The sequence below is a fragment of the Herminiimonas aquatilis genome, assembly GCF_042665175.1.
GTDB classification, from domain to species: domain Bacteria; phylum Pseudomonadota; class Gammaproteobacteria; order Burkholderiales; family Burkholderiaceae_D; genus Oxalicibacterium; species Oxalicibacterium aquatilis.
The window spans coordinates 130,653-154,196 of sequence record NZ_JBHTCC010000002.1 but is presented as its reverse complement, the minus strand read 5'-3'; the positions used below and the strand labels follow the sequence as shown (position 1 = coordinate 154,196).

Sequence of the window (23,544 nt, the reverse complement as noted above, 5' to 3'; positions counted from 1 at the left end):
TTCAGTTGGATCAAACGAACGGTGTTGAGAGAGTGCGTTCGATCGTCAAATTCGGTCTGTGGCGGAGGTCGCCGAGTCAGCTATCTGCTTGAAGTAGGTTCGAGCCTGCACTGCATCGCGTTCGATCGCGTCAGTCAGCGTCGGCAAGTCGATGTACTTTTCTTCGTCGCGCAGTTTTTTCAGGAATTCGACACTGATCAAGCGGCCGTAGCATTGCTGGTCATAGTCGAACAGATGCGTTTCCAATAACACGCGGCCGCTGTCGTCTACCGTCGGGCGTACGCCTATGCTGGCCACGCCCGGCACCGCGTTCTCTGCCATGCCATGCACCTGCACTATATAAATACCTGACAGCGCGGGATGTTTGTGGGCTACCCGCAGGTTCAAGGTCGGAAAACCGATCGTGCGTCCAAGCTTTTTGCCATGGATGACATGGCCGGACATCGCGTACGGATGGCCCAGCAAAACCTGCGCTTTCGCGAAGTCGCCTTGCGCCAGCGCGCTGCGTACTGCCGATGATGAAATCCGTGTGCCGCTGCTGGTCACGGTCGTTTGCGACTCCACATGGAAACCATATTGCTTGCCCGCTTCGATCAGCGTGGCTACATTGCCGGCACGCTTGGAGCCATAGCAAAAATCTTCGCCGACAATCAGCCATTTGACGTGCAAGCCTTGCACCAGAATTTTTTCGACAAATTCCTGTGGCGACAAGGATGCAAAGTGTTCGTTGAAATGTTCGACGATCACGCGATCCACGCCAGCCTTGGCCAGCGACTGCAGTTTGTCGCGCAAGCTGGCGATACGCGTCGGTGCCTTCGATGGATCGCCGGCACGCGCCGCAAAGAATTCGCGCGGATGTGGCTCGAACGTCATGACGGCGGATTCGAGCGCCATTTTCGACGCGACTTCACGCAAGCGTGCCAGCAAGGCCTGATGGCCACGATGCACACCGTCGAAGTTGCCGATCGCCAGCGCGCACGGCGCACGGGAAGCAGCATTGGGAAGTCCGCGAAATACCTTCATTGAATAGACTGGAGTTGACGGGGTAAGCCGTCGCAAAACCTTGAATTATAAATGCTTTCGACCGGTCATCCCTCTTCCAAAATGGAGGGATTGTCATATTTGAACGACTTGCCGGTGATTTGCTGGGACTAAATTAGTGTCAGTGCCACTAATGGAAAGCGACTTTTATAAAAATTTTGGCTTTTTACATCGCGCCCCACACCGCATTCAACGCAGCCACCGCAGCGACTCCTGCCGTTTCCGTCCTTAACACGCGCGGTCCCATCGAGAGCATCAGCGCCCCGTGCGCAATCGCTAGATTCTCTTCCTTGTCGGTGAATCCGCCCTCCGGTCCTATCATCAGAGCGACCGATTGCGGCGGATGGTGGCGTGCCCAGTCTGATAATGATTGTTCGGCGCGCGGACTGAGCATGATGCGTACGTGCAGGTCCTGCTGCTGTGTCCATTGATTGAAATCAACCGGTTCCGTCAATGTAGTTAGCCGATTGCGGCCGCTTTGCTCCGATGCTGCGACGACGATGCCTTGCCAGTGCTGCAGTTTTTTGGCGGCGCGTTCGGCGGAAAGACGGACCACACAGCGTTGCGAAGCGAGCGGCTGGATTGCGTGCGCGCCTAATTCCACTGCCTTTTCAATGATCCAGTCCATCTTGGAGGCTTCCGGCAGCGCTTGCGCCAGTGTGATTGCGTAGGGTAGTTCGACTTCGCGCGGTTCGAACAGCTTGACTTCGACGGTGACGCGTTTTTTCTCTATTGTGCTGATGGTCGCGGTGTATTCGCCACCTTCACCATTAAACAGGGTGATGTAATCGCCAGTGTTCAAGCGTATGACCTGAATGTGATGGGCGACGTGGTCGGGCAGGGTGACGATGGTGCCGAGCGCAAGCGCTTGTGGGCAATAAAAACGAGGCATTTGTATTCCGTTGTTGTCGATTCGGCATGATATTTCCACCGATCGTGACGTTGCTTGTCGTGGTCTGTCTTAATTAAAAGGAATTTCCAGTATCCGATTTTAGTTCGGGCGGCGTCACTCTGGTAAAATATGCGGCTTCGCAGCAAAGTGCTTTTTGCTGCATGCAAGCTTGCTTTAGTGCCGCATTTGATTCTGCATTTATTCTATTCTTCATTCGACTCGCCATCACTCTAAATCACATGACTTCCACGCTCCCGACTACTCAAATGGCCAACGCAATCCGTGCGCTGGCAATGGACGCAGTACAAAAGGCCAATTCCGGTCACCCCGGCATGCCGATGGGGATGGCGGAAATCGCCGTCGCTTTGTGGTCAAATCACTATTCCCACAATCCGGTTAATCCTAAATGGATTAACCGCGATCGTTTTGTCTTGTCGAACGGACATGGTTCGATGCTGCATTACGCCTTGTTGCATCTGACCGGCTACGACCTGTCGATGGATGAACTGCGTAACTTCCGTCAAATGCATTCGAAAACCCCAGGGCATCCGGAAGTGGATGTAACGCCAGGTATAGAAACCACGACCGGCCCATTGGGCCAGGGCATCACCAATGCAGTCGGCATGGCGCTGGCTGAAAAATTATTGGCGGCTGAATTCAATAAGCCGGATTTCAACGTTGTTGATCACCATACTTATGTTTTCCTCGGCGACGGTTGCCTGATGGAAGGTATTTCGCACGAAGCGTGTTCGCTGGCCGGTACACTCAAACTGTCAAAACTGGTCGCGCTGTATGACGACAACGGTATTTCGATCGATGGTCACGTTGAAGGCTGGTTCACCGACGACACGCCTAAGCGTTTTGAAGCCTACGGCTGGAATGTGATCCGCGCGGTGGATGGCCATGACGTTAGCGCAGTCGACGCCGCCATTACGCAAGCCAAGTCGTCCGATAAACCGACTTTGATTTGCTGCCGCACCGTCATCGGCAAGGGTTCGCCAAACATGGCTGGCACGCACAACGTGCATGGCGCTGCATTGGGCGACAAGGAAATCGCCGCATCGCGTGAAGCAATGGGCTGGACCAGCGCACCGTTCGATATTCCTGCCGATGTTTACACCGCATGGGATGCCAAACTCAAAGGCAGCAAATCGCAAGCCGAATGGGATGCATTGCTGAGCGCCTATGCTGCAAAATTCCCTAAAGAAGCGTCGGAACTGACACGCCGCATGACAGGCGAATTGCCTGGCGATTTCGATAAAGTGGTCAGCGCTTATATCGCAACATGCGTCGAGAAAAAAGAAACGATCGCGACCCGCAAAGCCAGTCAGAACGCGATCCAGGCGTATGCACCGAGCTTGCCGGAATTCCTCGGCGGCTCCGCTGATTTGACCGGCTCGAATCTGACCAACTGGAAAGAATGCGTGGCGGTACGCGGTGATCAAGCCGGCAATCACATCAACTATGGTGTGCGCGAATTCGGCATGAGCGCGATCATGAACGGTATCGCCTTGCATGGCGGCTACATTCCATTCGGCGCAACCTTCCTGACTTTCTCCGATTACAGCCGCAACGCATTGCGTATGGCCGCGTTGATGAAGCTGCGTTCGCTGTTCGTCTTCACGCATGATTCGATCGGCCTGGGCGAAGATGGCCCTACCCATCAATCGGTGGAACACGTATCGAGCTTGCGCCTGATCCCTAATCTGGATAACTGGCGTCCATGCGACACGGTGGAATCCGCAATCGCGTGGGAACAGGCAGTCAAACGTCACAATGGTCCATCGACTCTGATTTTCTCGCGTCAGAACCTGCCGTTCCAGGAACGCACCGCAGAACAAATTGCCAATGTCAAACGCGGTGGCTATGTCTTGCGTGACGTGGCAAACGCGCAAGCGATCCTGATCGCAACCGGTTCGGAAATCGAACTGGCTGTTAAATCGGCTGATGAACTGGAAAAACACGGCGTCGCAGTACGCATCGTTTCGATGCCATCGACCGATGTTTTCGATCGCCAGGATGCAGAATACAAAGCCAGCGTCTTGACCAAAGGCGTGCCACGCGTAGCGATTGAAGCCGGCGTAACCGACTTCTGGTACAAGTACGTCGGCCTCGAAGGCGGCGTGATCGGTATTGATACGTTTGGCGAATCGGCACCAGCTGGTGTGTTGTTCAAACACTTTGGCTTCACTGTTGAAAACGTCGTTGCCGCTGTGAAGAAAACACTGGCGTGACCGAAATCACTTTCCGCCGCGCGACGGCGAATGATGCAGCAGCCATCGCCGCCTTGCGCGTCGACAGCTGGCGCACCACCTATCGCGGCGTCATGCCGGATGCTTATTTAGATGGCATGCGTGCGGAAGAAAGCACAGCGATGTGGTTGCAGGTGCTGAATGCGGACTTGCCAACCATCGCTGTGTTCGTTGCAGAAGCGGGGACGGAATTGGTTGGCTTTGCGGCCGGCATGTTGCTGATGCCTGAGAAATTCGAGTTGAATGCAGAGCTGACCGCAATTTATCTGAAGCCGATTGCGCAACGCGGTGGTGTTGGTCGTCGTTTGCTGTCGATGATTGCGAGCACATTGCAATTGCAGGGTGCTACCGGTTTGCTGGTGTGGGTGATTGCCGGCAATCAGGCTGCGCGCCAGTTCTACGAACAAATGGGTGCTGAACTTTTGATCGAACAGCCGTTCACATGGGACGGCCTGGATTTGATGGAAACCGGTTACGGCTGGCGTGACCTGACCGCGTTGCGGCAGGCATGCGGTGAATAAATTTCTATAGTTGTTTGAATTTTTCTGGAGAAAAAGATGACCATTCGTGTCGCAATTAACGGCTACGGCCGCATCGGCCGCAATATCCTTCGCGCACACTATGAAGGCGGCAAGAAGAATGACATTCAAATCGTTGCGATCAACGATCTGGGCAATGCTCAATCGAATGCCCATTTGACCCGTTACGACACGACACATGGCAAGTTCCCAGGCACAGTAGAAGTCGATGGCGATTACATGATCGTCAATGGCGACAAGATACGCGTCTTCGCACAACGCGATCCGGCGCAAATCGGCTGGAGCGAGTTGAACGTTGATGTCGTGCTCGAATGCACAGGCTTTTTCACGACAAAAGAAAAAGCATCGGCACATATTAAAGGTGGGGCTAAAAAGGTCATCATCTCGGCACCGGGCGGCAAGGATGTCGACGCAACCATCGTCTTCGGCGTGAACCACAGCGTGTTGAAAGCGACCGATACAGTTATTTCAAACGCATCGTGCACCACCAACTGCCTGGCACCATTGGTCAAACCATTGAACGATAAAATCGGTCTGGTGAATGGCTTGATGACGACAGTCCATGCCTACACCAACGATCAAGTACTGACAGACGTGATGCACGAAGATCTGCGCCGCGCACGTTCGGCGACGCAATCGATGATCCCGACTAAAACCGGCGCTGCCGTAGCGGTTGGCCTGGTCTTGCCGGAATTGAACGGCAAGCTGGATGGCTACGCGATCCGCGTACCAACCATCAATGTATCCATCGTCGATTTGTCCTTCATCGCCGAGCGCGACACCACGGTGGAAGAAATCAACGCCATCATGAAGGAAGCGTCAGAAGGCGCGATGAAAGATATCTTGACTTACCAGACCGAGCCCCTGGTTTCGGTCGACTTCAACCACAATCCAGCGTCGAGCAACTTCGATTCAACCCTCACCAAAGTCTCAGGCCGTTTGGTTAAAGTCTCGTCGTGGTATGACAACGAATGGGGTTTCTCGAACCGCATGCTGGATACGACAGTGGCGTTGATGACTGCCAAGTAAGCTGTTGAAGTAGGCTTTAAAGCCCTTGAATGAAAATGCCCCGGATTCGGGGCATTTTTTATGGCGGTTTGTCGGTTGAATGAGGTTTCAATCGCCACCAAAAAGATCGTGTGCGTCCAGAATCGCATAGACAATTTCCGGATTTCTATCCAGGCACTTGCGTACCGCGGCCGGAATCGTTTGCCGGATTTTCTTGCACAGACCGGGTCGCTCCAGTAGTTCGATATGCAGTCCGCGTACGGTACGCACTTCATTCGGGCCGGGCACGATGTGCAGGCTGATCCCCAGTTGCGTCTGCATACGTTCTGCGACGTGTTTTAGATCGGCGTAGGACGAGATGTTCTCTATGCGCAGGATCAGCTTCTTCTCTTCCATTCGCGTCAATTGCAGCACGCGCATGTCGCCCGCAGGATCGTTCAGCAATGTCTCTCTATCGCATATGCAAGTGCCGGGCGGGCACTCTGTGCGTATTGGAATGTTTGCAGTGAGGGATGATGCTGGAAACATGGGGTCTGCTATCAATAGCTATGCGGGAATTTTATATCGCCTATATCGCGGCCGTGAATATGTAACCGCGTATGCCATGCTGACAGATTCATACCTTTTTGACGAATTCCGTTTTCAGACTCATCGCGCCAAAACCGTCTATCTTGCAGTCGATGTCGTGATCGCTGTCGACCAGGCGGATATTCTTGACCTTGGTGCCGACCTTGATAGTGCCGCCCGATCCTTTCAGCTTCAGATCCTTGATCACGGTTACGGTGTCACCATCCTGCAATATCGTGCCAGTGGAATCGCGGTAGACCTTGTTGCCTTCTTCCACGGATTCGGCCGCTGCCTGCTGGACCGGCCATTCGTGCGCGCATTCCGGGCAGATGTACATGCCGTTGTCTTCGTATGTGTATTCGGAATTGCATTTCGAGCATGCAGGTAAGGCGCTCATGGGGTGTCCTTGGAGGTGAGGCGTTTGCCGTAAAGGGCAAAGTATACTGCGTGGCAGTCGGAATCCGGCTTCTTTATAGATCGTTTGTCGAATGAAAATCCTGTGCAGCAATAGCTGAACAGCGACGAGGGATGGTCTGGCCCCCCGTTTTTCATGATTGCAGATGAAAAATCGCAATCAATTCGAATAATAAAATTTATTTTCGATCGACTGCATCCAAATCCGCATCTGGTGGGTAGTACTGGTATCAGCGCATCAATATCCGATATCCGGATACGCCAGCTGATCATTTTTAACTACCAAGGAAAACATCATGCACACTACTCTTTCTGCCGTCGCTCTCGCTTCCGCTGCTGTTTTGTTGTCAGCATGTTCCACGACCCCTATGTATTCGCAGGACTCCTTGCCACCGACGGTGCAGGTGCCGGCCGGCAATAGCGTTGCGATGCAAACCGTTGGTGCAGGCGATATCACTTACGAATGCCGCGTTAAAAAAGATATGGCTGGCCAGTTTGAATGGGTTTTCGTCGGTCCTGACGCCGTGTTGTCGGATCGTAGTGGTAAAGCAGTAGGTAAATATTTCGGCCCACCAGCAACTTGGGCCAGCAATGACGGCTCGAAAGTAACGGCTACTCAATTGGCAGTCGCCCCGGCAGGCGCGGGCAATATTCCATTCCAGTTGGTCAAAGCCAATCCTGCAATGGGTAGCGGCGCGATGACCGGCGTGACTTACATCCAGCGCGTAGCAACCAAGGGCGGTGTAGCACCAGCCACTGCTTGCGGTGCAGGCAATGTGGGCACCAAGGAAATCGTCAAATACCAGGCTGATTATATTTTCTGGAAAGCTGCTTAAGTTTAATTAAGCGCCAGTAAGTAGTCGGCAGGCGGATTGCGTCCTATATAATTAATTGGAAATAAATCGGCATCACCCATTCCAATTCTTTAAAGACAGACTATCTTGCCTGCCGACTCAGATTCCTTCGATTACGATGCCGCCTTGCATGCTTGCGCCCTGGGTGACGAGCATGCTTTGCAACGCATCTACATACAAGACAGCAAGCGTCTGCTTGGTGTCGCCTTGCGTATCGTGCGTGAACGTCACTTGGCGGAAGACGTGGTTCACGACGCCTTTGTCAATATCTGGAACAAGGCCGCCAGCTTCGATGCCAAAAAAGGCGAAGCACGTGGCTGGATATACAGCGTGGTGCGCTATCAGGCTTTGAACATGTTGCGGGACCGCGAGCGCGAAGTGTATGCGGACGAAGAAGCGATCGACAACATGCAGCAACAGAATGAGGAATTGATCGTCGATCAATTTGAATTGAATGCCAGCCTGGGACAGTTGCAGGATTGCCTATCCCATCTTGACAGCGCCAAGCGCAACAGTATCTTGTGCGCCTATGTGGATGGCTGCAGCCACAGTGAAATTGCGCAACGCCTGAATGCGCCTCTGGGATCAGTGAAGGCGTGGGTCAAACGTGGTTTGGCCGCATTGCGGGAGTGCATGGGATGAATGAGTCATTTGACGAACTGCAGCATCTGGCAGGCGAGTATGTGCTGGGTACGCTGACTGCCGCGCAACGCCGACAAGTTGCACAACGCATGCAGAATGAACTTGTATTACGTACTGCAGTGGAAGAGTGGGAGCGTCGTTTGTTGCCTTTGACGTCGCTGGTGGAAGAGCAGGAACCGTCGTCGCAATTATGGCCGCGCATTCTGAAAGATTTGCGTCGCCAATCGGCGACCGCGCAATCAAGCTGGTCGGCATGGTGGAATGATGTGCGCTTTTGGCGCGGACTGGCTGCGAGCGGTTTCGCCGCTGCCGCAGTGCTCGTCGCCGTGATGATCATGCGTCCGAGCGCGCCATTGTCAGGACCGAACTTCATGGTGGTGCTGGTTGAGCCGCAAGAACGTACGCCGGGCTGGATCGTGCAAGCCAGCGCGGATAAACAACTGACCTTGACACCTTTGCGTCCGGTGAGTGTGCCGGGGCAGAAATCCCTGCAATTCTGGACCAAAGGCGAGGGCTGGGATAAACCGGTGTCACTGGGTTTGGTCGAGCCTGGAAAAACCGTCAAACTGGCGCTGGATAAATTGCCGCCTCTGCAGGCAAACCAACTGTTTGAAATTACGCTGGAACCGGAAAACGGTTCGCCAACGGGCACACCGACAGGGCCTATCCTGTTCATTGGCAAGGCAGCCAAAATGACCTAAGTATCATGGTGCTGAGGTCATTTCATGTCATGCAAGAAGTGTGTTGGGTAGCATGCAGATAGACTGAGGCTATCCTTTGCGTCGGATAGCCTCAGTCTTCTGAGAAAATTTTTTATCCTGCCAGAGCGTAGTAATTACTTGCAGTAAGACTTCAACTTCAAGTATCGCTCTACGTCTTTTGTATTGGCGCCGACTCTAATCACTGCATTTTCCAATTCGCGCGGTGTGCGTTCAAAGCGATCTGCCCAATATCGAAGTTCGTCCTGATTGTCGACTCTGATATGGGTTAAATCGGCAGGTGCGCGATTGATGGCCTCTATTGACATACGTCTCTCCCTTTGCCTCGGCTGAAAGTGTTTGTCAGATACCGGTGTCTCTGTGGACACGCATGCAGTGGCTTTAGTGTCGCGCTAACTTCTGGAAAATTCAAGCACTAACTGTTGGATTTATTGTGCTGACTGAGGAAATTGTTTTGCTTATGCGACAAATTTTTTATGTCTTGATATAAGAATAATGAAAATGGAATTGCGGCGAATTTCAGCATGAACTGCCGTTTTCCAAGAGGTGGGTGTACTGGCTTGCACGTGAGCAGGTGCAGGTTTGCGTTAATGGGTTGCATGAAAACACTGCGCAAGGCCACCATCAGAATGGCAACTTGCGCAGATTGTGCAGCAAATAAATTGTCTTTGCTATCAATGACATAGATGGCTTGCACTCAGCTTATCCACAGGGCTGTGCACAAAAAGCGTGGATAACTTTTTATGCTTCTTGGGAACGTGATGTGTCCTGTTCTGCCAGCCGATGCAGATGATTGATTACGCAAATAGAGCATTCCACAAGGCGGTGACTGCCGCTATTTCCGGAGCGACGCGTTCCATTTCCACCCTTGCGCGTTCCGCGCCCTGTAGCCGAATCTGATGCTGCAATTTGCGGAATGTTCTATATGCATCCGCCACTGTGTTCGACAGGCTGGCGTCGATCAAGCCCAATTCTCCGCATAATTTCAGCAAGGCGATATTGCCGATATCGCCAGTCAGTCGCGGATGCTGCGCAGCATCGCGCAACACGAGAAACTGCACCATGAACTCGATATCGATCATGCCGCCGTTATCATGCTTCAGATCGAACAGGTCGGTACGATTCGGATGCGCATCGTGCAATTTCTTGCGCATTTCCAGCACTTCCTTCTTCAATTCGACCGGATCACGTGTCTGACGCAATACGCTTTCACGTATTGCTTCAAAGCGTGCGCCTATGTCGGCATCACCCGCGCAAAAGCGTGCCCTGGTCAATGCTTGATGTTCCCAAAGCCAGGCTGAAGTAGTTTGATATTTTTCGAACGACGAGACGGTGGAAACCAGCAGGCCGCTCGCGCCGTCCGGGCGCAGTGCAATATCGACGTCGAACAATATGCCGGCTGGCGTATGCGCCGTCATCCATGTGATAAAGCGTTGCGCCAGCTTGGCATACAGCGCAGGCGCATCCTGATCGTCATCGTCATAGAGGAAAATGACATCGAGGTCAGATGCATAGCCGAGTTCTTTCCCGCCCAGTTTTCCGTAGGCAATGACGGCGAATTTCGGTTCTTCACGATGCCGGTTCGGCAAGCTTTTCCAGATCGTTTGTATGGTTGCTTCCACCAGCTTGTCTGCCAGCTCGGATAAATGATCGGCCAGACGCTCCACACTCAGATCGCCAACCAGATCCTGCGCCAGCAAGCGTATCAATTGCGCGTGATGCATTTCGCGCAGCACGTCCATTTGCCGCTCGGTGTCGCCCGGCGTTTCATCCAGGCGTTGGCGACAGTCATGCGCAAAGGCTTTCCAGTCGGGTGCTGCCTTCAAGGTGCGATCGTCCAGCAATTCATCCAGCAGCAAAGGATGGCGGGTCAGATATTTAGCGGCCCAGTCGCTGGCCGCGATCATGCGGATCACGCGTTCCAGCGCATGCGGATACTCGGTCAGCAAGGCGAGATAGGCGGCGCGACGCGCAATGGCTTCCAGAAAATCCAGCAGACGGCCCAGCGTCGTGGAGCGTGCCTCTGTCACCTTGGTAATCAATGGCAGCGATGCATTGACCAGAGCCACCAGTTTGTTGCGGCTGGCTTCCGGCAGGGATTGCAAACGCGGTGAATGCCAGGTTGCCAGCAGGCGTTTGGCTGAATCTGCCGCATGGTCGAATGACAGGCTGGTCAGATAGGTTTGGATCGCCTCTTCGCTATCGGTATCAGTCAGCACAGCATTCAGGTCGGCATCTACATGATCGTTCGAGCCATTGTCGTTGGTTTTGTCACTAAAAATCTCATCGAAATGCTTGGCAACCAGCGCGCGCTGTTCTTCCAACGCCGCCAGCAGGGCCGGCACATCGTGGTAGCCCATCATCTTGGCGATGGTCAGCTGATCGGCTTCGTTCGCAGGGAAGGTGTGGGTTTGCGCATCGTCCAGGTATTGCAATCTATGTTCGAGATTGCGCAGAAAGGTATACGCATGCAGCAACTGCTCGACGACTTCCGGCTTGAACAATTCTTTTTCTGCCAGCGTGCGCAAGGTGTGGCGCGTCGAGCGATCGCGCAGGGCGGCGTCGCGGCCACCGCGTATCAATTGATGTACCTGTGCCAGAAATTCAATTTCGCGTATGCCGCCGCGTCCCAGTTTGACGTTATTGCTGCGGTCGGGATGACGGGCTTCCTGGCGCGTGACTTCGGCACGGATTTGCGCATGCATATTGCGGATCGCGTCGATAGAGCCGTAATCGAGGTAACGCCTGTAAATAAAGGGACGCGTGATTTTTTCCAGCGCTGCAATGTCGGCGGGCTTGCCGGTCAGTGCGCGCGCCTTGACCCAGGCATAGCGCTCCCATTCGCGGCCTTGCACGATCAGGTATTCCTCGACCATATTGAAGCTGGCGGCCAGCGGGCCCGACGCGCCGTTCGGACGCAGGGCCATGTCAACGCGGAAGGTGAAACCGTCTTCGGTAATTTCTGAAAGCGCTGCAATCAGTTTCTTGCCTAACCGGATAAAAAACTCGTGGTTCGATAACTGTCTCTGTTCCGGCGTGGTGGTGAAGGTTTCGCCATCTTCGGAATACACGAATATCAGGTCGATATCGGAGGAAACATTCAGTTCTCCGCCTCCCAGTTTGCCCATCCCGAGTACGATCATCTCTTGCTGCTCACCCGATTCAGCGCCGATAGGCGTGCCGTGTATCGCGATCATTTCGGCCATCACGGCCGCCAGATGTGTCTGCACTACAAAATCACCGAAGGCCGTCATCGTGTCGACGACTTCAGCCAGATCGGCCTGGCCGCTCAGGTCGCGCTGGATCAGCGTCGCAATGACCAGATTGCGCAGGCGGCGCATGGCTGCCGGCAGCGAGGCGCCGCGGTCTGTTTCGTTTTGTAAGATTTCAGCGAAGATGGCCGAGTTCAGGGATAATCGGCCGACTTCGGCAACCTTTTCCGCACGGGATGCGTCCGCATTGAGCCATCGGGAATAGAACCGGGAAGCGGTAATTGGAGTCAAAGATAGGTTCGTCACGGGCTTGGGAGTATCCTAGAGTTCTTGTAGTTAGGCTTTGAATTAAAAGCTTGATGTAAATTTGTGCCAGCCGATTACCAGCCAGCCTGTTTTATTCTACGCGAAGTAGATTTGCCAACCTTTTGATTGATGCATATAGATCCACGCTCACCTGATCAGACCCTGACTGCCTATAGGCTGCGGTCTTGCTGGCGTGCGGTTCAACAATCGGCGCGAGCGGCCAACAAGGCCAGCCATCATGTGCTGGGCTGGTCGCTGAAGTTGTTGGTCGTCGCTTACTTTATCTTCTGCGCGCTGTTCCTCACTTTACGCTATGCGGTCTTGCCGCAGATATCGACTTATCGCGTCGATGTCGAAAAAGTCGCAACCAAAGCCATAGGACGTCAGGTATCGATAGAAACCATCGCTGCATCGTGGCATGGCTTGCGGCCGCATCTATCGCTGGGCAACGTCGTGGTGTATGACAAGGATGGCGGAACGGCGCTGCAACTGCCTGCGGTTTCGGCCACGGTGTCGTGGTGGTCGCTGATTGTTGCCGATTTGCGTCTGCATAATCTGGAGATCGACAAGCCTAACATGGACATCCAGCGTGATGCTTCCGGTAATTTTTATGTGGCTGGTTTGCTGGTCGATTTGAAAAAAAGTGGTGATGGCAAGGCAGCGGATTGGGTATTGTCGCAACGGGAAATTAGCATCAAGGACGGACAGTTACGCTGGCAGGATAATCTGCGCCAGGCGCCGGAGCTGCTGCTCAATGGTGTGCATATCGTCTTGCGCAACGATGGACGAAACCACCAGTTTGCCTTGCAGGCAACGCCACCCGTCGCAATCGCCGCGCCGCTGGATATACGCGCCAGTTTCGATCATCCTCTTTTTTCTCAAAAGATTTCCGATGCCTCACGCTGGACTGGGCAGCTTTATACAGATTTGCGCGATAGCGATTTAGCGGCGTGGAAGACTTATCTCGATTTCCCTTTTGATTTGCAGCAAGCCAAGGGTTCGTTGCGCGCCTGGCTATCCTTTGATCATGCGCGGGTTGCCGACTTCACTGCCGATCTAAGTTTGTCGGATGTGTCGGTTCAACTGCGCAAGAATATGGCCCCGCTCGCATTGGCGCATGCAAACGGACGAATCTCAGTACGCGAGACTTTGGAGGGCGGCGCGCGCGATGGTGTGCCGACTTTCGGTACGCAGGGCCATACGATTTCGGTGGTGGATTTTTCCTTGCAAACCAACGATGGTTTGCAGTTGCCCAAGACCACGATGAGCGAACACTATGTCGCTGCCAGAAAAGGCGCGCCTGAGCGCATTGAGGTGAATGCGAAATCGCTGGACCTGCAGGCGTGGACCGATTTTGCCCGACGTCTGCCGCTGCCGGAAACACAGTTACGCCTGCTGCAGGATTTTGCGCCGCGCGGCAAGCTGAAGGATTTCTCCGCGCAATGGCAGGGCGCATACCCGGATATTTCTTCCTACAAGATCAAAGGCGATTTTGTGGGTCTGGCGATGCATGCGCAAGCGGCTCGTCCGGCGCGCGCTGCAAGTGCGACAGTGACGGCGCAAGCGGCCGTTCCTGCGATTCCGGGTTTCGAGAATTTGACTGGTCATGTCGATGCCTCGAATCAGGGCGGCACATTTGCACTTGCATCGGAAAACCTGACGCTGGCTTTACCAGGCTATTTTGCAGAGCCTGATGTCGTATTTGATGCATTGAAAATGGATGCGAAGTGGACCTTTCAGAAAAATGACCAGTTGTTACTTGAAGTACAAAAAATGAGCTTTGCCAGACAGGGCTTGCTCGGCTCGTTTGCCGGTAAACACGTGATGCCGCTGAAAAAACAATCGCCGCGTGCGTTCGGCACGATAGATATGACCGGCAGCCTGACCGGACTGGAACTGAACAAGGTGCGCGACTACCTGCCCTTGAGCATGGGCGAACATTTCCGCTCATGGTTGGGCAGTGCTCTGGTCGACGGCACACTGCGCGATGGCTATATCAAGGTCAAAGGTGATCTGAATCATTTTCCTTTCCGCACCCAGAAGCCTGGCGAAAAACCTAAAGGCGAATTTATTTTCGGCGGCAAGATCGATAACGGCGGCTTGAACTACGCACCGGATATGTTCGGCAAGGATGGCAAGGCACCACTATGGCCTTTGCTGGAAAAAGTAAAAGGTACGATCCTGTTCGATCGTACGCGTATGGAAATCAAGGGTGAAAGTGGCAAAACCCACGGCGCGGAAGTCTCCAATGTGAAGGCGGTGATTGCGGACTTGCTGGCGGCAGATCCTGTCCTCGAAATCGATGGCAAGGCTGCCGGCACTTTGCAGGATATGGTGCAATACACGGTAGATAGTCCGGTCGCGACCTGGATAGGTCACTTCACTGATGAAACCAGGGCGACCGGCAATGCAACCCTGGCACTGAGTTTGAAATTGCCCTTGCATCAAATGATAGAAGCCAAGGTGCAGGGTGCACTGAAGTTTGCCAACAATAATGTGATTTTGCAGAATGGCATTCCTGCGTTGATGCAAACCAATGGCCAGCTGGATTTCGATGAAAAAGGATTGACGCTGAAGGGCATCAAGGCGAATTTCCTTGGCGGTCCTTTGACGGTAACCGGCGGCACACAAAAAGACGGCACTATCCTGATCAAGGCTGATGGCTCGCTGTCCGCTGCTGGCTTGCGCAAAAATTATCCTGCGCCGGCGATGCAAAAATTGATAGACAAGATCACCGGCAGCACACGCTTTGGCGCATCTATCAGTGTCAAGAGCAAGCGTGTCGAAATCCTCGTGGATTCCAATTTTCGCGGCCTGGGCCTGGCTTTCCCGGCGCCGTTGCGCAAGGCTGCCAAGGATGCTTTGCCATTGAAGGTAGAACAAGCCAGTCTGCCGTCCGATAATGCGGCGTTGATGCGCGACGGCATCAAACTGTCATTGGGCTCCTCGATGGTAGCGAATTATCTGCGCGAAAAAAATGCAAACGATCCTGCTGCGGCCTGGCATCTGGTGCGCGGCGGTATCGGCGTCAATGTGCCGGCGCCGGAACCGGATAGCGGCTTGATGGTGAACGTCAATTTACGCTCCTTGAATATTGACGAATGGATTGCTGTCGCATCGTCGATTACTGCGGCAAGCGGAAAGAATGTCCAGCCTGTTCCAGCCGCACAAAAGAAAAGTGCAGACTCATCTGACGCCCTCAATATATCGCAGTATGTAGAGCCGAATGTACTTGCCGCACGTGCCAATGAATTGATTTTGATGGGCAAGAAATTTGATGACGTGGTGGTCGGCGTATCCCATGAAACCAGTGTATGGCAGGCCAATGTCGATTCCGCACAGGCATCGGGATACCTTACCTGGATTGAGTCTTCATCCGGTCGTGGCTTGGGTAAAGTCACCGCGCGTCTGGCATCGATGGTGATTCCGAAATCGGTCGGGTCTGACGTCAAGAATTTGATGGATGGGGTGGATAACACGACAGAAATGCCGGCGCTGGATGTCGTCGCTGAAAATTTTGAATTATTCGGCAAGAAGCTCGGACGCCTGGAGTTGCTCGCAAACTATGTGCGTGCAACGGAAGGACGCGAATGGCGCATTCGCAATTTGTCGCTGGCCAACCCGGATGCAACCTTGACGGCCAAGGGGAGCTGGTTGACCAGAAGCGGTAGCAATGTGTCCAGTCTCGATTACCGTTTAGACATAGCGAACGCGGGCAACCTGCTGAACCGTTTTGGCTTTGCCGATGTGCTGCGTGGCGGCAAGGGCAAGATGGATGGTGATATCAGCTGGAAAGGTTTGCCGTTTTCTTTTGATATCCCCAGCCTGTCCGGCAATATCAATCTGGATATTGCATCCGGGCAGTTCCTCAAAGTCGAGCCGGGCGCGGCCAAATTGCTGGGTGTGTTGAGCCTGCAATCGATACCGCGTCGCCTGACGCTGGATTTTCGGGATGTATTTTCAGAAGGCTTCGCTTTTGACGGTATCAATGGCAGCGCGCGCATTTCGAATGGCGTGGCCAATACCGATAACCTGAAGATGCGCGGTGTGAGCGCAACCGTGCTGATAGACGGTACCGCCGATATCGCCAAGGAAACACAGAATTTGCGTGCGGTTGTTATTCCTGAAATCAATGCCGGCGCTGCGTCGGTGGCCTATGCATTGGCGATCAATCCTGTCATCGGTGCCGGTACCTTCCTGGCGCAACTGTTCCTGCGTGAACCTTTGATGCGTGCCTTTACTTTTGAATATGCGATTACTGGGGCGTGGAGCGATCCGAACGTCGTCAAGATTGAGCGAAAGTCAGGGCAAGCGCCGGGCGCACCGAATATCCGACTCGCAGACACCACCAACGGGGACTGAAACATGACGCATCCTGTCGCGCGCGTAGCTGCCATTCAAATGGTTTCTACGCCGTCCATAGCAGAGAATATCGCTACCGCCAAACGTCTGATTGCAGATGCCGCGCAACAAGGTGCCAGTCTGGTTTTGCTACCGGAATACTGGGCGTTCATGGGCCTGCATGAAAATGACAAGCTGGGCTTGGCGGAGCAGATCGATGTCGGGCCGATTCAGACCTTCATGGCTGAAACCGCACGCGAACATCAAGTGTGGTTGATAGGCGGTACTTTGCCGATGGTAGCCAAGGTGGCTGACAAGGTATTGAATACGATGATGGTTTACAACCCTGCCGGTGAGCGCGTGAAGCGTTACGACAAGATACATTTGTTCAGCTTCACCAAAGGTATGGAATCCTATGACGAGGCGCGCACCATCGTGGAGGGCACTGAAGTCACCACTTTCGATGCGCCATTCGGCAAAGTAGGTTTATCGGTTTGCTACGACTTGCGTTTCCCCGAACTCTATCGCGCGATGGGTGATTGCACATTGATCGTGGTTCCGGCGGCATTCACCTATACGACAGGCAAGGCGCATTGGGAAATCCTGTTACGCGCGCGTGCGATTGAAAATCAATGTTATGTGCTGGCATCAGCGCAAGGCGGCCGTCATCAAAATGGCCGCACAACATGGGGGCACAGCATGCTCATCGACCCATGGGGCGAGGTAAAAGCGGTTTTGCCAGAGGGTGAAGGCCTTGTAATCGGCGATATAGAGCCCAATTATTTATCTGGTATCCGGGAAAATCTTCCCGCCTTGAAACATCGCAAGTTGTAGTGCGCTAGCAGCGAATTGTAGCGAAGTTGTAGCCTAATCAAGGGCTTTGGGCCAGATGCTCTACAATTCGCTATATATATTAACTTCCGAATCAATTTAGTTTGCGCATCAATGCGTGAATGGCAAATAAACAATGACTCCATTTGAACCAAATCTGAAAACCCTGGCCGTTGCGCGTGATGTATTACTGACGCCCTTCGGTCTGGATGAATCCATCCTGATCAAAACACTGGGAACGATGTTTACGCATCGCGTCGATTACGCAGATTTGTATTTTCAGTTTACAAAAAGCGAAGGCTGGAGCCTGGAAGAGGGCATCGTCAAAACCGGTAGTTTTTCTATCGACCAGGGCGTCGGCGTGCGCGCCGTGTCTGGCGACAAGACAGCATTTTCGTATTCCGATGAAATCTCCGAGCGCGCATTGAATGAAGCAGCGATTGCCACGCGCACGATTGCGCGCCAGGGCGCAGGCAAGATCAAGGTCGCGTCAGCGATTCAACAAGTTGGTGGTCGCGATTTGTATTTGCCGAACGACCCGCTGACCTCGCTGGATGCAACTGAAAAAGTAAAACTGCTGGAAAAAATCGAACGCATCGCGCGTGCAAAAGACCCGCGCGTGGTGCAAGTGATGGCCGGCCTCGCCGGTGAATACGATGTAGTGCTGGTCGTGCGTAGCGATGGCGTGCTGGCAGCTGATATTCGCCCACTGGTACGCGTCTCGATCACCGTGATTGCAGAACAAAATGGTCGTCGCGAAATGGGTTCCAGCGGCGGCGGCGGTCGCTACAGCTATGGTTATTTCAGCGATGAATTGCTGGAAAAATATGCGAGCGAAGCAGTCGCTTCCGCACTCGTCAATCTGGAAGCGCGTCCGGCTCCTGCCGGCCCGATGACCGTTGTCCTCGGACCCGGCTGGCCAGGCGTGTTGCTGCATGAAGCGATTGGCCACGGTCTGGAAGGCGATTTCAATCGCAAGGGTTCCAGCGCGTTCTCAGGTCGCATCGGTGAACGCGTCGCCGCCAAAGGCGTGACGGTTGTCGATGACGGCACTATCGCGGATAGACGCGGTTCGCTGAACATCGATGACGAAGGCAATCCGACACAATGCACGACGCTGATCGAAGACGGTATCTTGAAAGGTTATATTCAAGACACGATGAATGCGCGCCTGATGAAGATGCCGGTCACCGGCAATGCACGTCGTGAATCCTTCGCCCATCTGCCTATGCCGCGCATGACGAATACATATATGCTCGGTGGCGACAAGGATCCGGCAGAAATTCTGGCATCGGTGAAAAATGGTTTGTACGCCGTCAATTTTGGTGGCGGTCAGGTCGACATCACCAACGGCAAGTTCGTGTTTTCGGCGAGCGAAGCCTACATGATCGAAAATGGCAAAGTAACCTATCCGGTCAAGGGTGCAACCCTGATCGGCAACGGTCCGGATGTATTGAACCGCGTCTCGATGATAGGCAACGATATGCGTCTGGATAGCGGTGTTGGCGTCTGCGGCAAGGAAGGCCAGAGTGTGCCGGTCGGCGTCGGCCAGCCTACCTTGCGTATCGACGGTGTGACCGTAGGTGGAACGGCTTGATGTTTGTTGGCATTCTTCCAAAATTTGTTTGAATGCCCATGTATATTCCAAGCTTTTCTTGCCAAATCAGCCGAACTATTGCAATATTACCGACAGATAAAACAGAATTCAGTACAGATATGACTGCTTCGCGCTTCCAATTTTATTTTTACTTTAGCTATTCCAGCCCAACGGCGGTGGAGAAGCGGTAAGCGCGCAAGTAAAAAGCTGAAACCGAAATTCTTTTAAAAACCGCCCGCGATGGCGGTTTTTTATTTTTTGCAGAATAGATTTTGACCGGAGAAAAACATGCCACGCACAGATGATTTACGGATTAGAGAAATGAAAGAACTGACGCCACCGTCGCATTTGATACGCGAGCTCGGCGTCTCCGAAAAAGCGGAGACGACTGCTGCTGATGCGCGGATTGCACTGCATCGGATTTTGCACGGGCAGGATGATCGCTTGATGGTGGTGATCGGACCATGCTCGATACACGACACCAAAGCTGCGATGGAATATGCAAATCGCCTGGTCAAGGAGCGCGCGCGTTTTGCGGGCGAGCTGGAAATCGTGATGCGTGTCTATTTCGAAAAACCGCGCACCACGGTGGGCTGGAAAGGCTTGATCAATGATCCATACATGGACAACAGTTTCCGCATTAACGAAGGTTTGCGGATTGCACGTGAACTGCTGTTGAACATCAATAATCTTGGTTTGCCGGCAGGTACTGAATTCCTTGACGTCATTAGTCCGCAATACATTGCTGACCTGATCAGCTGGGGCGCGATCGGGGCACGTACCACCGAATCGCAAGTGCATCGCGAACTTGCTTCGGGTTTGTCCTGCCCGGTAGGTTTCAAGAACGGCACTGACGGCAATGTGAAAATTGCGGTCGATGCGATCAAGGCGGCATCGCAGCCGCACCACTTCCTGTCTGTGACCAAGGGCGGCCATTCGGCAATTGTTTCGACCAGCGGCAATGAAGATTGCCACATCATTCTGCGCGGCGGTAAAACGCCTAACTATGATGCAGCCAGTGTTGAGCAAGCGTGCAAGGACATCGCAGCGAACGGTTTGGCCTCGCGTTTGATGATAGATACTTCGCATGCGAACAGCTCGAAGAAACCGGAAAATCAAATCCCTGTCTGCGCCGATATAGCGCAGCAAGTCGCCGGCGGCGATACGCGTATCGTCGGTGTAATGATCGAGTCGCATCTGGTTGCCGGTCGTCAGGATCTTGTGCCAGGCAAAGAGCTCGTCTATGGCCAATCAGTGACTGACGGTTGCATCAGCTGGGAAGATAGCTTGGGCGTATTGGAAGGTTTGGCAGAAGCCGTCAAACAACGTCGTTTGAAAGATCCGGACGCATAAGCGATTGCATTGGAATGAGCCGCAATGCGGCTCATTAAACAGCGACAACAAAAAAATGGGCACTGATTCAGTGCCCGTTTTTTTGTTGCCTATTGATGCTACTAGTAGCGCTTCGTAAGTACCATTTGATCGCCGTCGCGTCGCATTTCGGTACGATTCAAGAAAGACATACCGAGGAGGATGTACGGCAGACCATTTTCCTGAACCAAACCGTCAACTTGATTCAAGACAATGTCTCCAACTTTCACGGAATTAAGTCTTACCTGGTAAACGGGCGCCACGCCGTTTGCTGTATTCACGTAGCCGGGCTGCCCTTTTTTGTAATCGATGCCCATACGAATTGCATCTGCTGCCGGGATGGCGACTAACGTTGCGCCGGTATCGACCAGCATGCGTGCCACGCCGCCATTGATTTGTCCTTGCACGATGAAGTGACCCCGGGCATCTGCTTGCAAAGTCACGGTCGACCCGGTCGAAGGCACGACGCGGTTGACGTGCCCACCTATATCGATTTTCTGTTTTTTGCCACTCGTGTCGAAGGTCGCTGTGGTTTCGTTGACGTCGACCAGCTTGATGCCGGAAGTGACCGTATTGCCGACTGAGTAAGTCTTGGGTGAGCGGCCATCAATTACCAGTACAGCCTTGCCTGGGAAGAGACCGATCACGCTGATATCAGCGGCCTGAGCCTGCAGCGCGATGCAGCAAAAGAGAGAGGCGAGCAGCGATCGTTTCATGGCAGATATCGTTGGTATGAAAACAATGATTCTGTCATGAAACGTCGGCGATTTGGAAAGAAACGCGATACAGCAATGACGCGCGCAACAAACCGACCAAGCAGGGATGGAACTGACCGGCAAAGGGGATTCCCATGTCGGTTTTGATCCCGGTTTACTTAACTCTTAATCGCGGAAGTTATTGAACTCCAGCGGCAGATCGGCAACTTCCTTGCGTAACAAGGCCATTGCATCCTGCAAGTCGTCGCGTTTTGCGCCGGTGACACGTACGGCATCACCCTGGATGCTGGCTTGTACTTTCAGCTTGCTGTCCTTGAGGATACGCACGATTTTCTTGGCGGCTTCGGTTTCGATGCCGTTCTTGATCTTGACGACTTGCTTGACCTTGTCGCCGCCTATTTTTTCAATCTTGCCGCGATCGAGGAAGCGCACATCGACATTGCGCTTGCCCAGCTTGTTGGTCAGCACGTCCAGAACCTGATTCAACTGGAATTCTGAATCCGCATACGCAGTCAGGTCGCGTTCTTTTTGTTCGACGCGGGCATCGCTGCCCTTGAAGTCGAAACGGGTCGTGATTTCTTTCCCGGCCTGGTCCACTGCATTCTTGACCTCAACCATATTGGCTTCGGAGACGGTATCAAAAGACGGCATGATGAATTTCCTTATTGTTGCCTGGCTCGCGACAGATGCCGACGAAACACCAGCTTGTTTATTCCGCTTACTTGTTGGACTGCTTGCCTAACTTGTTTGCGCAACTTGCTTATTCAGCCCACTCATTCAGATTCTGCATCTGATTCGTCCGCCATTTTAACGGACAAAAAACCGGCAGGGTAGGCCTGTACTGGGGTAGAGCAGAGATATAATCGTCGACTATGGCTCATTCTCTCCCGATTCAGTACGATTTTTCCCTGCGCCACCATAACACCTTCGGTGTGCAAGCCAACGCGCATGCGTATCTGTCGATTTCGTCGAGCGATATGTTGGCTGCAGTAAAAAATGATCCCGCGCTGGCAGCCTTGCCGCGTCTGGTGCTGGGTGGCGGCAGCAATATTCTGCTGACCAGGGATTTCCCCGGTCTGGTCCTGCATATGGAAAGCAAGGGTATCGAGATCGTCGGTGAAGATACGGACGTGACTTATGTGCGGGCTGCTGCTGGTGAAAGCTGGCACCAGTTTGTGCAATGGACTTTGCAGCACAATCTGGGTGGACTGGAAAACCTGTCACTGATTCCGGGTAGCGTAGGCGCCGCACCTATCCAGAATATTGGTGCTTACGGGATAGAAATCAAAGACCGCTTTCATTCACTGACATTATTTGATTTTGAAACCGGCGAACTAAGCACGCTGGACAAGGAAGCCTGTATGTTCGGCTATCGCGATAGCGTATTCAAGCATCGCTTGCGTGACAGAGCTGTCGTGCTGGATGTGACGTTTGCCTTGCCAAAAAAATGGCAAGCAGCGATTCGTTATGCCGATGTGACGCAAGAGCTGGCCGCGCGCAAGATTACAGAGCCGAGCGCCCAAGACATCAGTGCAGCAGTGATTGCGATACGCACGCGCAAATTACCGGACCCCGCAGTGATCGGCAATGCGGGCAGCTTTTTCAAGAATCCTGTCGTCACGCCATCGCAGCGCGACGCCTTGCTCACGACCTATCCGCAACTGGTCAATTACGCGCAGCCGGATGGCAGCGTCAAACTGGCTGCAGGCTGGCTGATCGATCAATGTGGCTGGAAAGGCAAGACGGCCGGTGCCGCCGGCGTCTATGAAAATCAGGCGCTGGTGCTGGTCAATCGCGGCGGAGCCAGCGGTGCCGACATCGCGCAACTGGCGGCTGCCATACAGGCCGATGTCGCGCAGCGTTTCGATGTGCGGCTGGAACCGGAACCCATCTTTCTTTGATGTTCAGAACTAACTAATGGAATCGAAAATTTTATTGCCTATACTGGGTAGCTATATCGCGCTCAGTTTGCTGAGCTTTGGCGCGTATGCGATCGATAAATCGGCCGCACGTAAAGGCGAATGGCGGATTAGTGAAGGCAATCTGCACCTGCTGGATTTTCTTGGTGGCTGGCCCGGAGCGTGGCTGGCGCAAAAATTTCTGCGACATAAAACCAGCAAGGCGTCGTTCCAGCGTATTTACTGGGTGACGGTAATCCTGCATTGTGCTTGTGTCGGCTGGTTACTGTCGCCTTATGGCAGCGACGCGCTGCATGCGCTGGGGCGCGGCTGATTGGACGAAC

21 protein-coding genes are annotated in these 23,544 nt (G+C 53.4%); 12 read left to right on the top strand and 9 right to left on the bottom strand.

Annotated features, from left to right (window positions below; all coding sequences use genetic code 11):
* Positions 1 to 45: 45 nt before the first annotated feature.
* Positions 46 to 1,023: a bifunctional riboflavin kinase/FAD synthetase gene (locus ACFQO0_RS10235; protein WP_382234272.1), complete on the bottom strand. Its 978-nt coding sequence runs from the start codon at positions 1,021 to 1,023 to the stop codon at positions 46 to 48.
* A 184-nt stretch (positions 1,024 to 1,207) separates the two neighbouring features.
* Positions 1,208 to 1,933, bottom strand: coding sequence for a 16S rRNA (uracil(1498)-N(3))-methyltransferase (locus ACFQO0_RS10230; RefSeq protein WP_382234270.1), 726 nt, complete (start codon positions 1,931 to 1,933; stop codon positions 1,208 to 1,210).
* A 239-nt stretch (positions 1,934 to 2,172) separates the two neighbouring features.
* Between ACFQO0_RS10230 and tkt the strand changes: the two genes are divergently transcribed.
* From tkt to gap, 3 genes are read left to right on the top strand one after another with little or no spacing between them, the layout of a single operon-like run.
* The gene (gene tkt, locus ACFQO0_RS10225) at positions 2,173 to 4,167 is read left to right on the top strand and encodes a transketolase (RefSeq protein ID WP_382234268.1); all 1,995 of its coding nucleotides are present in this window, start codon (positions 2,173 to 2,175) and stop codon (positions 4,165 to 4,167) included.
* On the top strand, positions 4,164 to 4,706 hold the full coding sequence (locus ACFQO0_RS10220; protein WP_382234266.1) for a GNAT family N-acetyltransferase: 543 nt from the start codon (positions 4,164 to 4,166) through the stop codon (positions 4,704 to 4,706). Before tkt ends, ACFQO0_RS10220 begins: the two co-directional genes overlap by 4 nt.
* A gap of 36 nt (positions 4,707 to 4,742) precedes the next feature.
* Positions 4,743 to 5,753: a type I glyceraldehyde-3-phosphate dehydrogenase gene (gene gap, locus ACFQO0_RS10215; protein ID WP_382234264.1), complete on the top strand. Its 1,011-nt coding sequence runs from the start codon at positions 4,743 to 4,745 to the stop codon at positions 5,751 to 5,753.
* Positions 5,754 to 5,840: 87 nt separating this feature from the next.
* Here the strand turns inward: gap and ACFQO0_RS10210 are convergent, their stop codons facing one another.
* Both ACFQO0_RS10210 and ACFQO0_RS10205 read right to left on the bottom strand, forming a co-directional pair.
* On the bottom strand, positions 5,841 to 6,260 hold the full coding sequence (locus ACFQO0_RS10210) for a hypothetical protein (RefSeq protein ID WP_382234262.1): 420 nt from the start codon (positions 6,258 to 6,260) through the stop codon (positions 5,841 to 5,843).
* An 88-nt stretch (positions 6,261 to 6,348) separates the two neighbouring features.
* The gene (locus tag ACFQO0_RS10205) at positions 6,349 to 6,696 is read right to left on the bottom strand and encodes a zinc ribbon domain-containing protein YjdM (protein WP_382234260.1); all 348 of its coding nucleotides are present in this window, start codon (positions 6,694 to 6,696) and stop codon (positions 6,349 to 6,351) included.
* Between the two features lie 313 nt (positions 6,697 to 7,009).
* Here ACFQO0_RS10205 and ACFQO0_RS10200 point away from each other — a divergent pair, with 313 nt between their 5' ends.
* The 3 genes from ACFQO0_RS10200 (at position 7,010) to ACFQO0_RS10190 (ending at position 8,910) form a co-directional block, all read left to right on the top strand.
* Positions 7,010 to 7,549 (top strand): DUF3455 domain-containing protein, encoded by a 540-nt coding sequence (locus ACFQO0_RS10200; protein ID WP_382234258.1) that lies wholly within the window; start codon positions 7,010 to 7,012, stop codon positions 7,547 to 7,549.
* A gap of 105 nt (positions 7,550 to 7,654) precedes the next feature.
* The gene (locus tag ACFQO0_RS10195; RefSeq protein ID WP_382234256.1) at positions 7,655 to 8,209 is read left to right on the top strand and encodes a sigma-70 family RNA polymerase sigma factor; all 555 of its coding nucleotides are present in this window, start codon (positions 7,655 to 7,657) and stop codon (positions 8,207 to 8,209) included.
* On the top strand, positions 8,206 to 8,910 hold the full coding sequence (locus tag ACFQO0_RS10190) for an anti-sigma factor (RefSeq protein ID WP_382234254.1): 705 nt from the start codon (positions 8,206 to 8,208) through the stop codon (positions 8,908 to 8,910). The genes ACFQO0_RS10195 and ACFQO0_RS10190 overlap by 4 nt, the downstream gene beginning before the upstream one ends.
* A gap of 134 nt (positions 8,911 to 9,044) precedes the next feature.
* On the opposite strand, the gene ACFQO0_RS10185 is transcribed toward ACFQO0_RS10190, so the two are convergent.
* The 3 genes from ACFQO0_RS10185 to glnE all read right to left on the bottom strand — a co-directional run bounded on the left by ACFQO0_RS10185 (position 9,045) and on the right by glnE (position 12,446).
* Complete coding sequence (locus tag ACFQO0_RS10185; protein ID WP_382234252.1) at positions 9,045 to 9,236, bottom strand: DUF3606 domain-containing protein; 192 nt, start codon at positions 9,234 to 9,236, stop codon at positions 9,045 to 9,047.
* Positions 9,237 to 9,343: 107 nt separating this feature from the next.
* Positions 9,344 to 9,625 carry a hypothetical protein gene (locus ACFQO0_RS10180; RefSeq protein WP_382234250.1) on the bottom strand — a complete coding sequence of 94 codons (282 nt, stop codon included), beginning with the start codon at positions 9,623 to 9,625 and terminating at the stop codon, positions 9,344 to 9,346.
* A 100-nt stretch (positions 9,626 to 9,725) separates the two neighbouring features.
* Positions 9,726 to 12,446: a bifunctional [glutamate--ammonia ligase]-adenylyl-L-tyrosine phosphorylase/[glutamate--ammonia-ligase] adenylyltransferase gene (gene glnE / locus ACFQO0_RS10175; RefSeq protein ID WP_382234248.1), complete on the bottom strand. Its 2,721-nt coding sequence runs from the start codon at positions 12,444 to 12,446 to the stop codon at positions 9,726 to 9,728.
* A 129-nt stretch (positions 12,447 to 12,575) separates the two neighbouring features.
* Here glnE and ACFQO0_RS10170 point away from each other — a divergent pair, with 129 nt between their 5' ends.
* From ACFQO0_RS10170 to aroG, 4 genes are all read left to right on the top strand, one after another.
* The gene (locus tag ACFQO0_RS10170; RefSeq protein WP_382234246.1) at positions 12,576 to 16,808 is read left to right on the top strand and encodes a YhdP family protein; all 4,233 of its coding nucleotides are present in this window, start codon (positions 12,576 to 12,578) and stop codon (positions 16,806 to 16,808) included.
* A gap of 3 nt (positions 16,809 to 16,811) precedes the next feature.
* On the top strand, positions 16,812 to 17,621 hold the full coding sequence (locus ACFQO0_RS10165; protein WP_382234244.1) for a carbon-nitrogen hydrolase family protein: 810 nt from the start codon (positions 16,812 to 16,814) through the stop codon (positions 17,619 to 17,621).
* Positions 17,622 to 17,754: 133 nt separating this feature from the next.
* Entirely contained in the window at positions 17,755 to 19,215 is a 1,461-nt protein-coding gene (tldD, locus tag ACFQO0_RS10160; protein ID WP_112991883.1) for a metalloprotease TldD, read from the top strand.
* Positions 19,216 to 19,503: 288 nt separating this feature from the next.
* Complete coding sequence (aroG, locus tag ACFQO0_RS10155; RefSeq protein WP_382234242.1) at positions 19,504 to 20,568, top strand: 3-deoxy-7-phosphoheptulonate synthase AroG; 1,065 nt, start codon at positions 19,504 to 19,506, stop codon at positions 20,566 to 20,568.
* Positions 20,569 to 20,669: 101 nt separating this feature from the next.
* Here aroG and ACFQO0_RS10150 read toward each other — a convergent pair whose 3' ends face one another.
* Positions 20,670 to 21,302 carry a retropepsin-like aspartic protease family protein gene (locus ACFQO0_RS10150; RefSeq protein ID WP_382234240.1) on the bottom strand — a complete coding sequence of 211 codons (633 nt, stop codon included), beginning with the start codon at positions 21,300 to 21,302 and terminating at the stop codon, positions 20,670 to 20,672.
* 165 nt (positions 21,303 to 21,467) lie between these two features.
* Positions 21,468 to 21,953, bottom strand: coding sequence for a YajQ family cyclic di-GMP-binding protein (locus ACFQO0_RS10145; protein ID WP_382234238.1), 486 nt, complete (start codon positions 21,951 to 21,953; stop codon positions 21,468 to 21,470).
* Between the two features lie 221 nt (positions 21,954 to 22,174).
* On the opposite strand from ACFQO0_RS10145, the gene murB reads away from it, so the two are divergent.
* A complete protein-coding gene (gene murB / locus ACFQO0_RS10140; protein WP_382234236.1) occupies positions 22,175 to 23,203 on the top strand; it encodes a UDP-N-acetylmuramate dehydrogenase in 1,029 nt (342 codons plus the stop codon).
* A 16-nt stretch (positions 23,204 to 23,219) separates the two neighbouring features.
* Positions 23,220 to 23,534 (top strand): DUF1294 domain-containing protein, encoded by a 315-nt coding sequence (locus ACFQO0_RS10135; protein WP_382234234.1) that lies wholly within the window; start codon positions 23,220 to 23,222, stop codon positions 23,532 to 23,534.
* Positions 23,535 to 23,544: the final 10 nt, after the last annotated feature.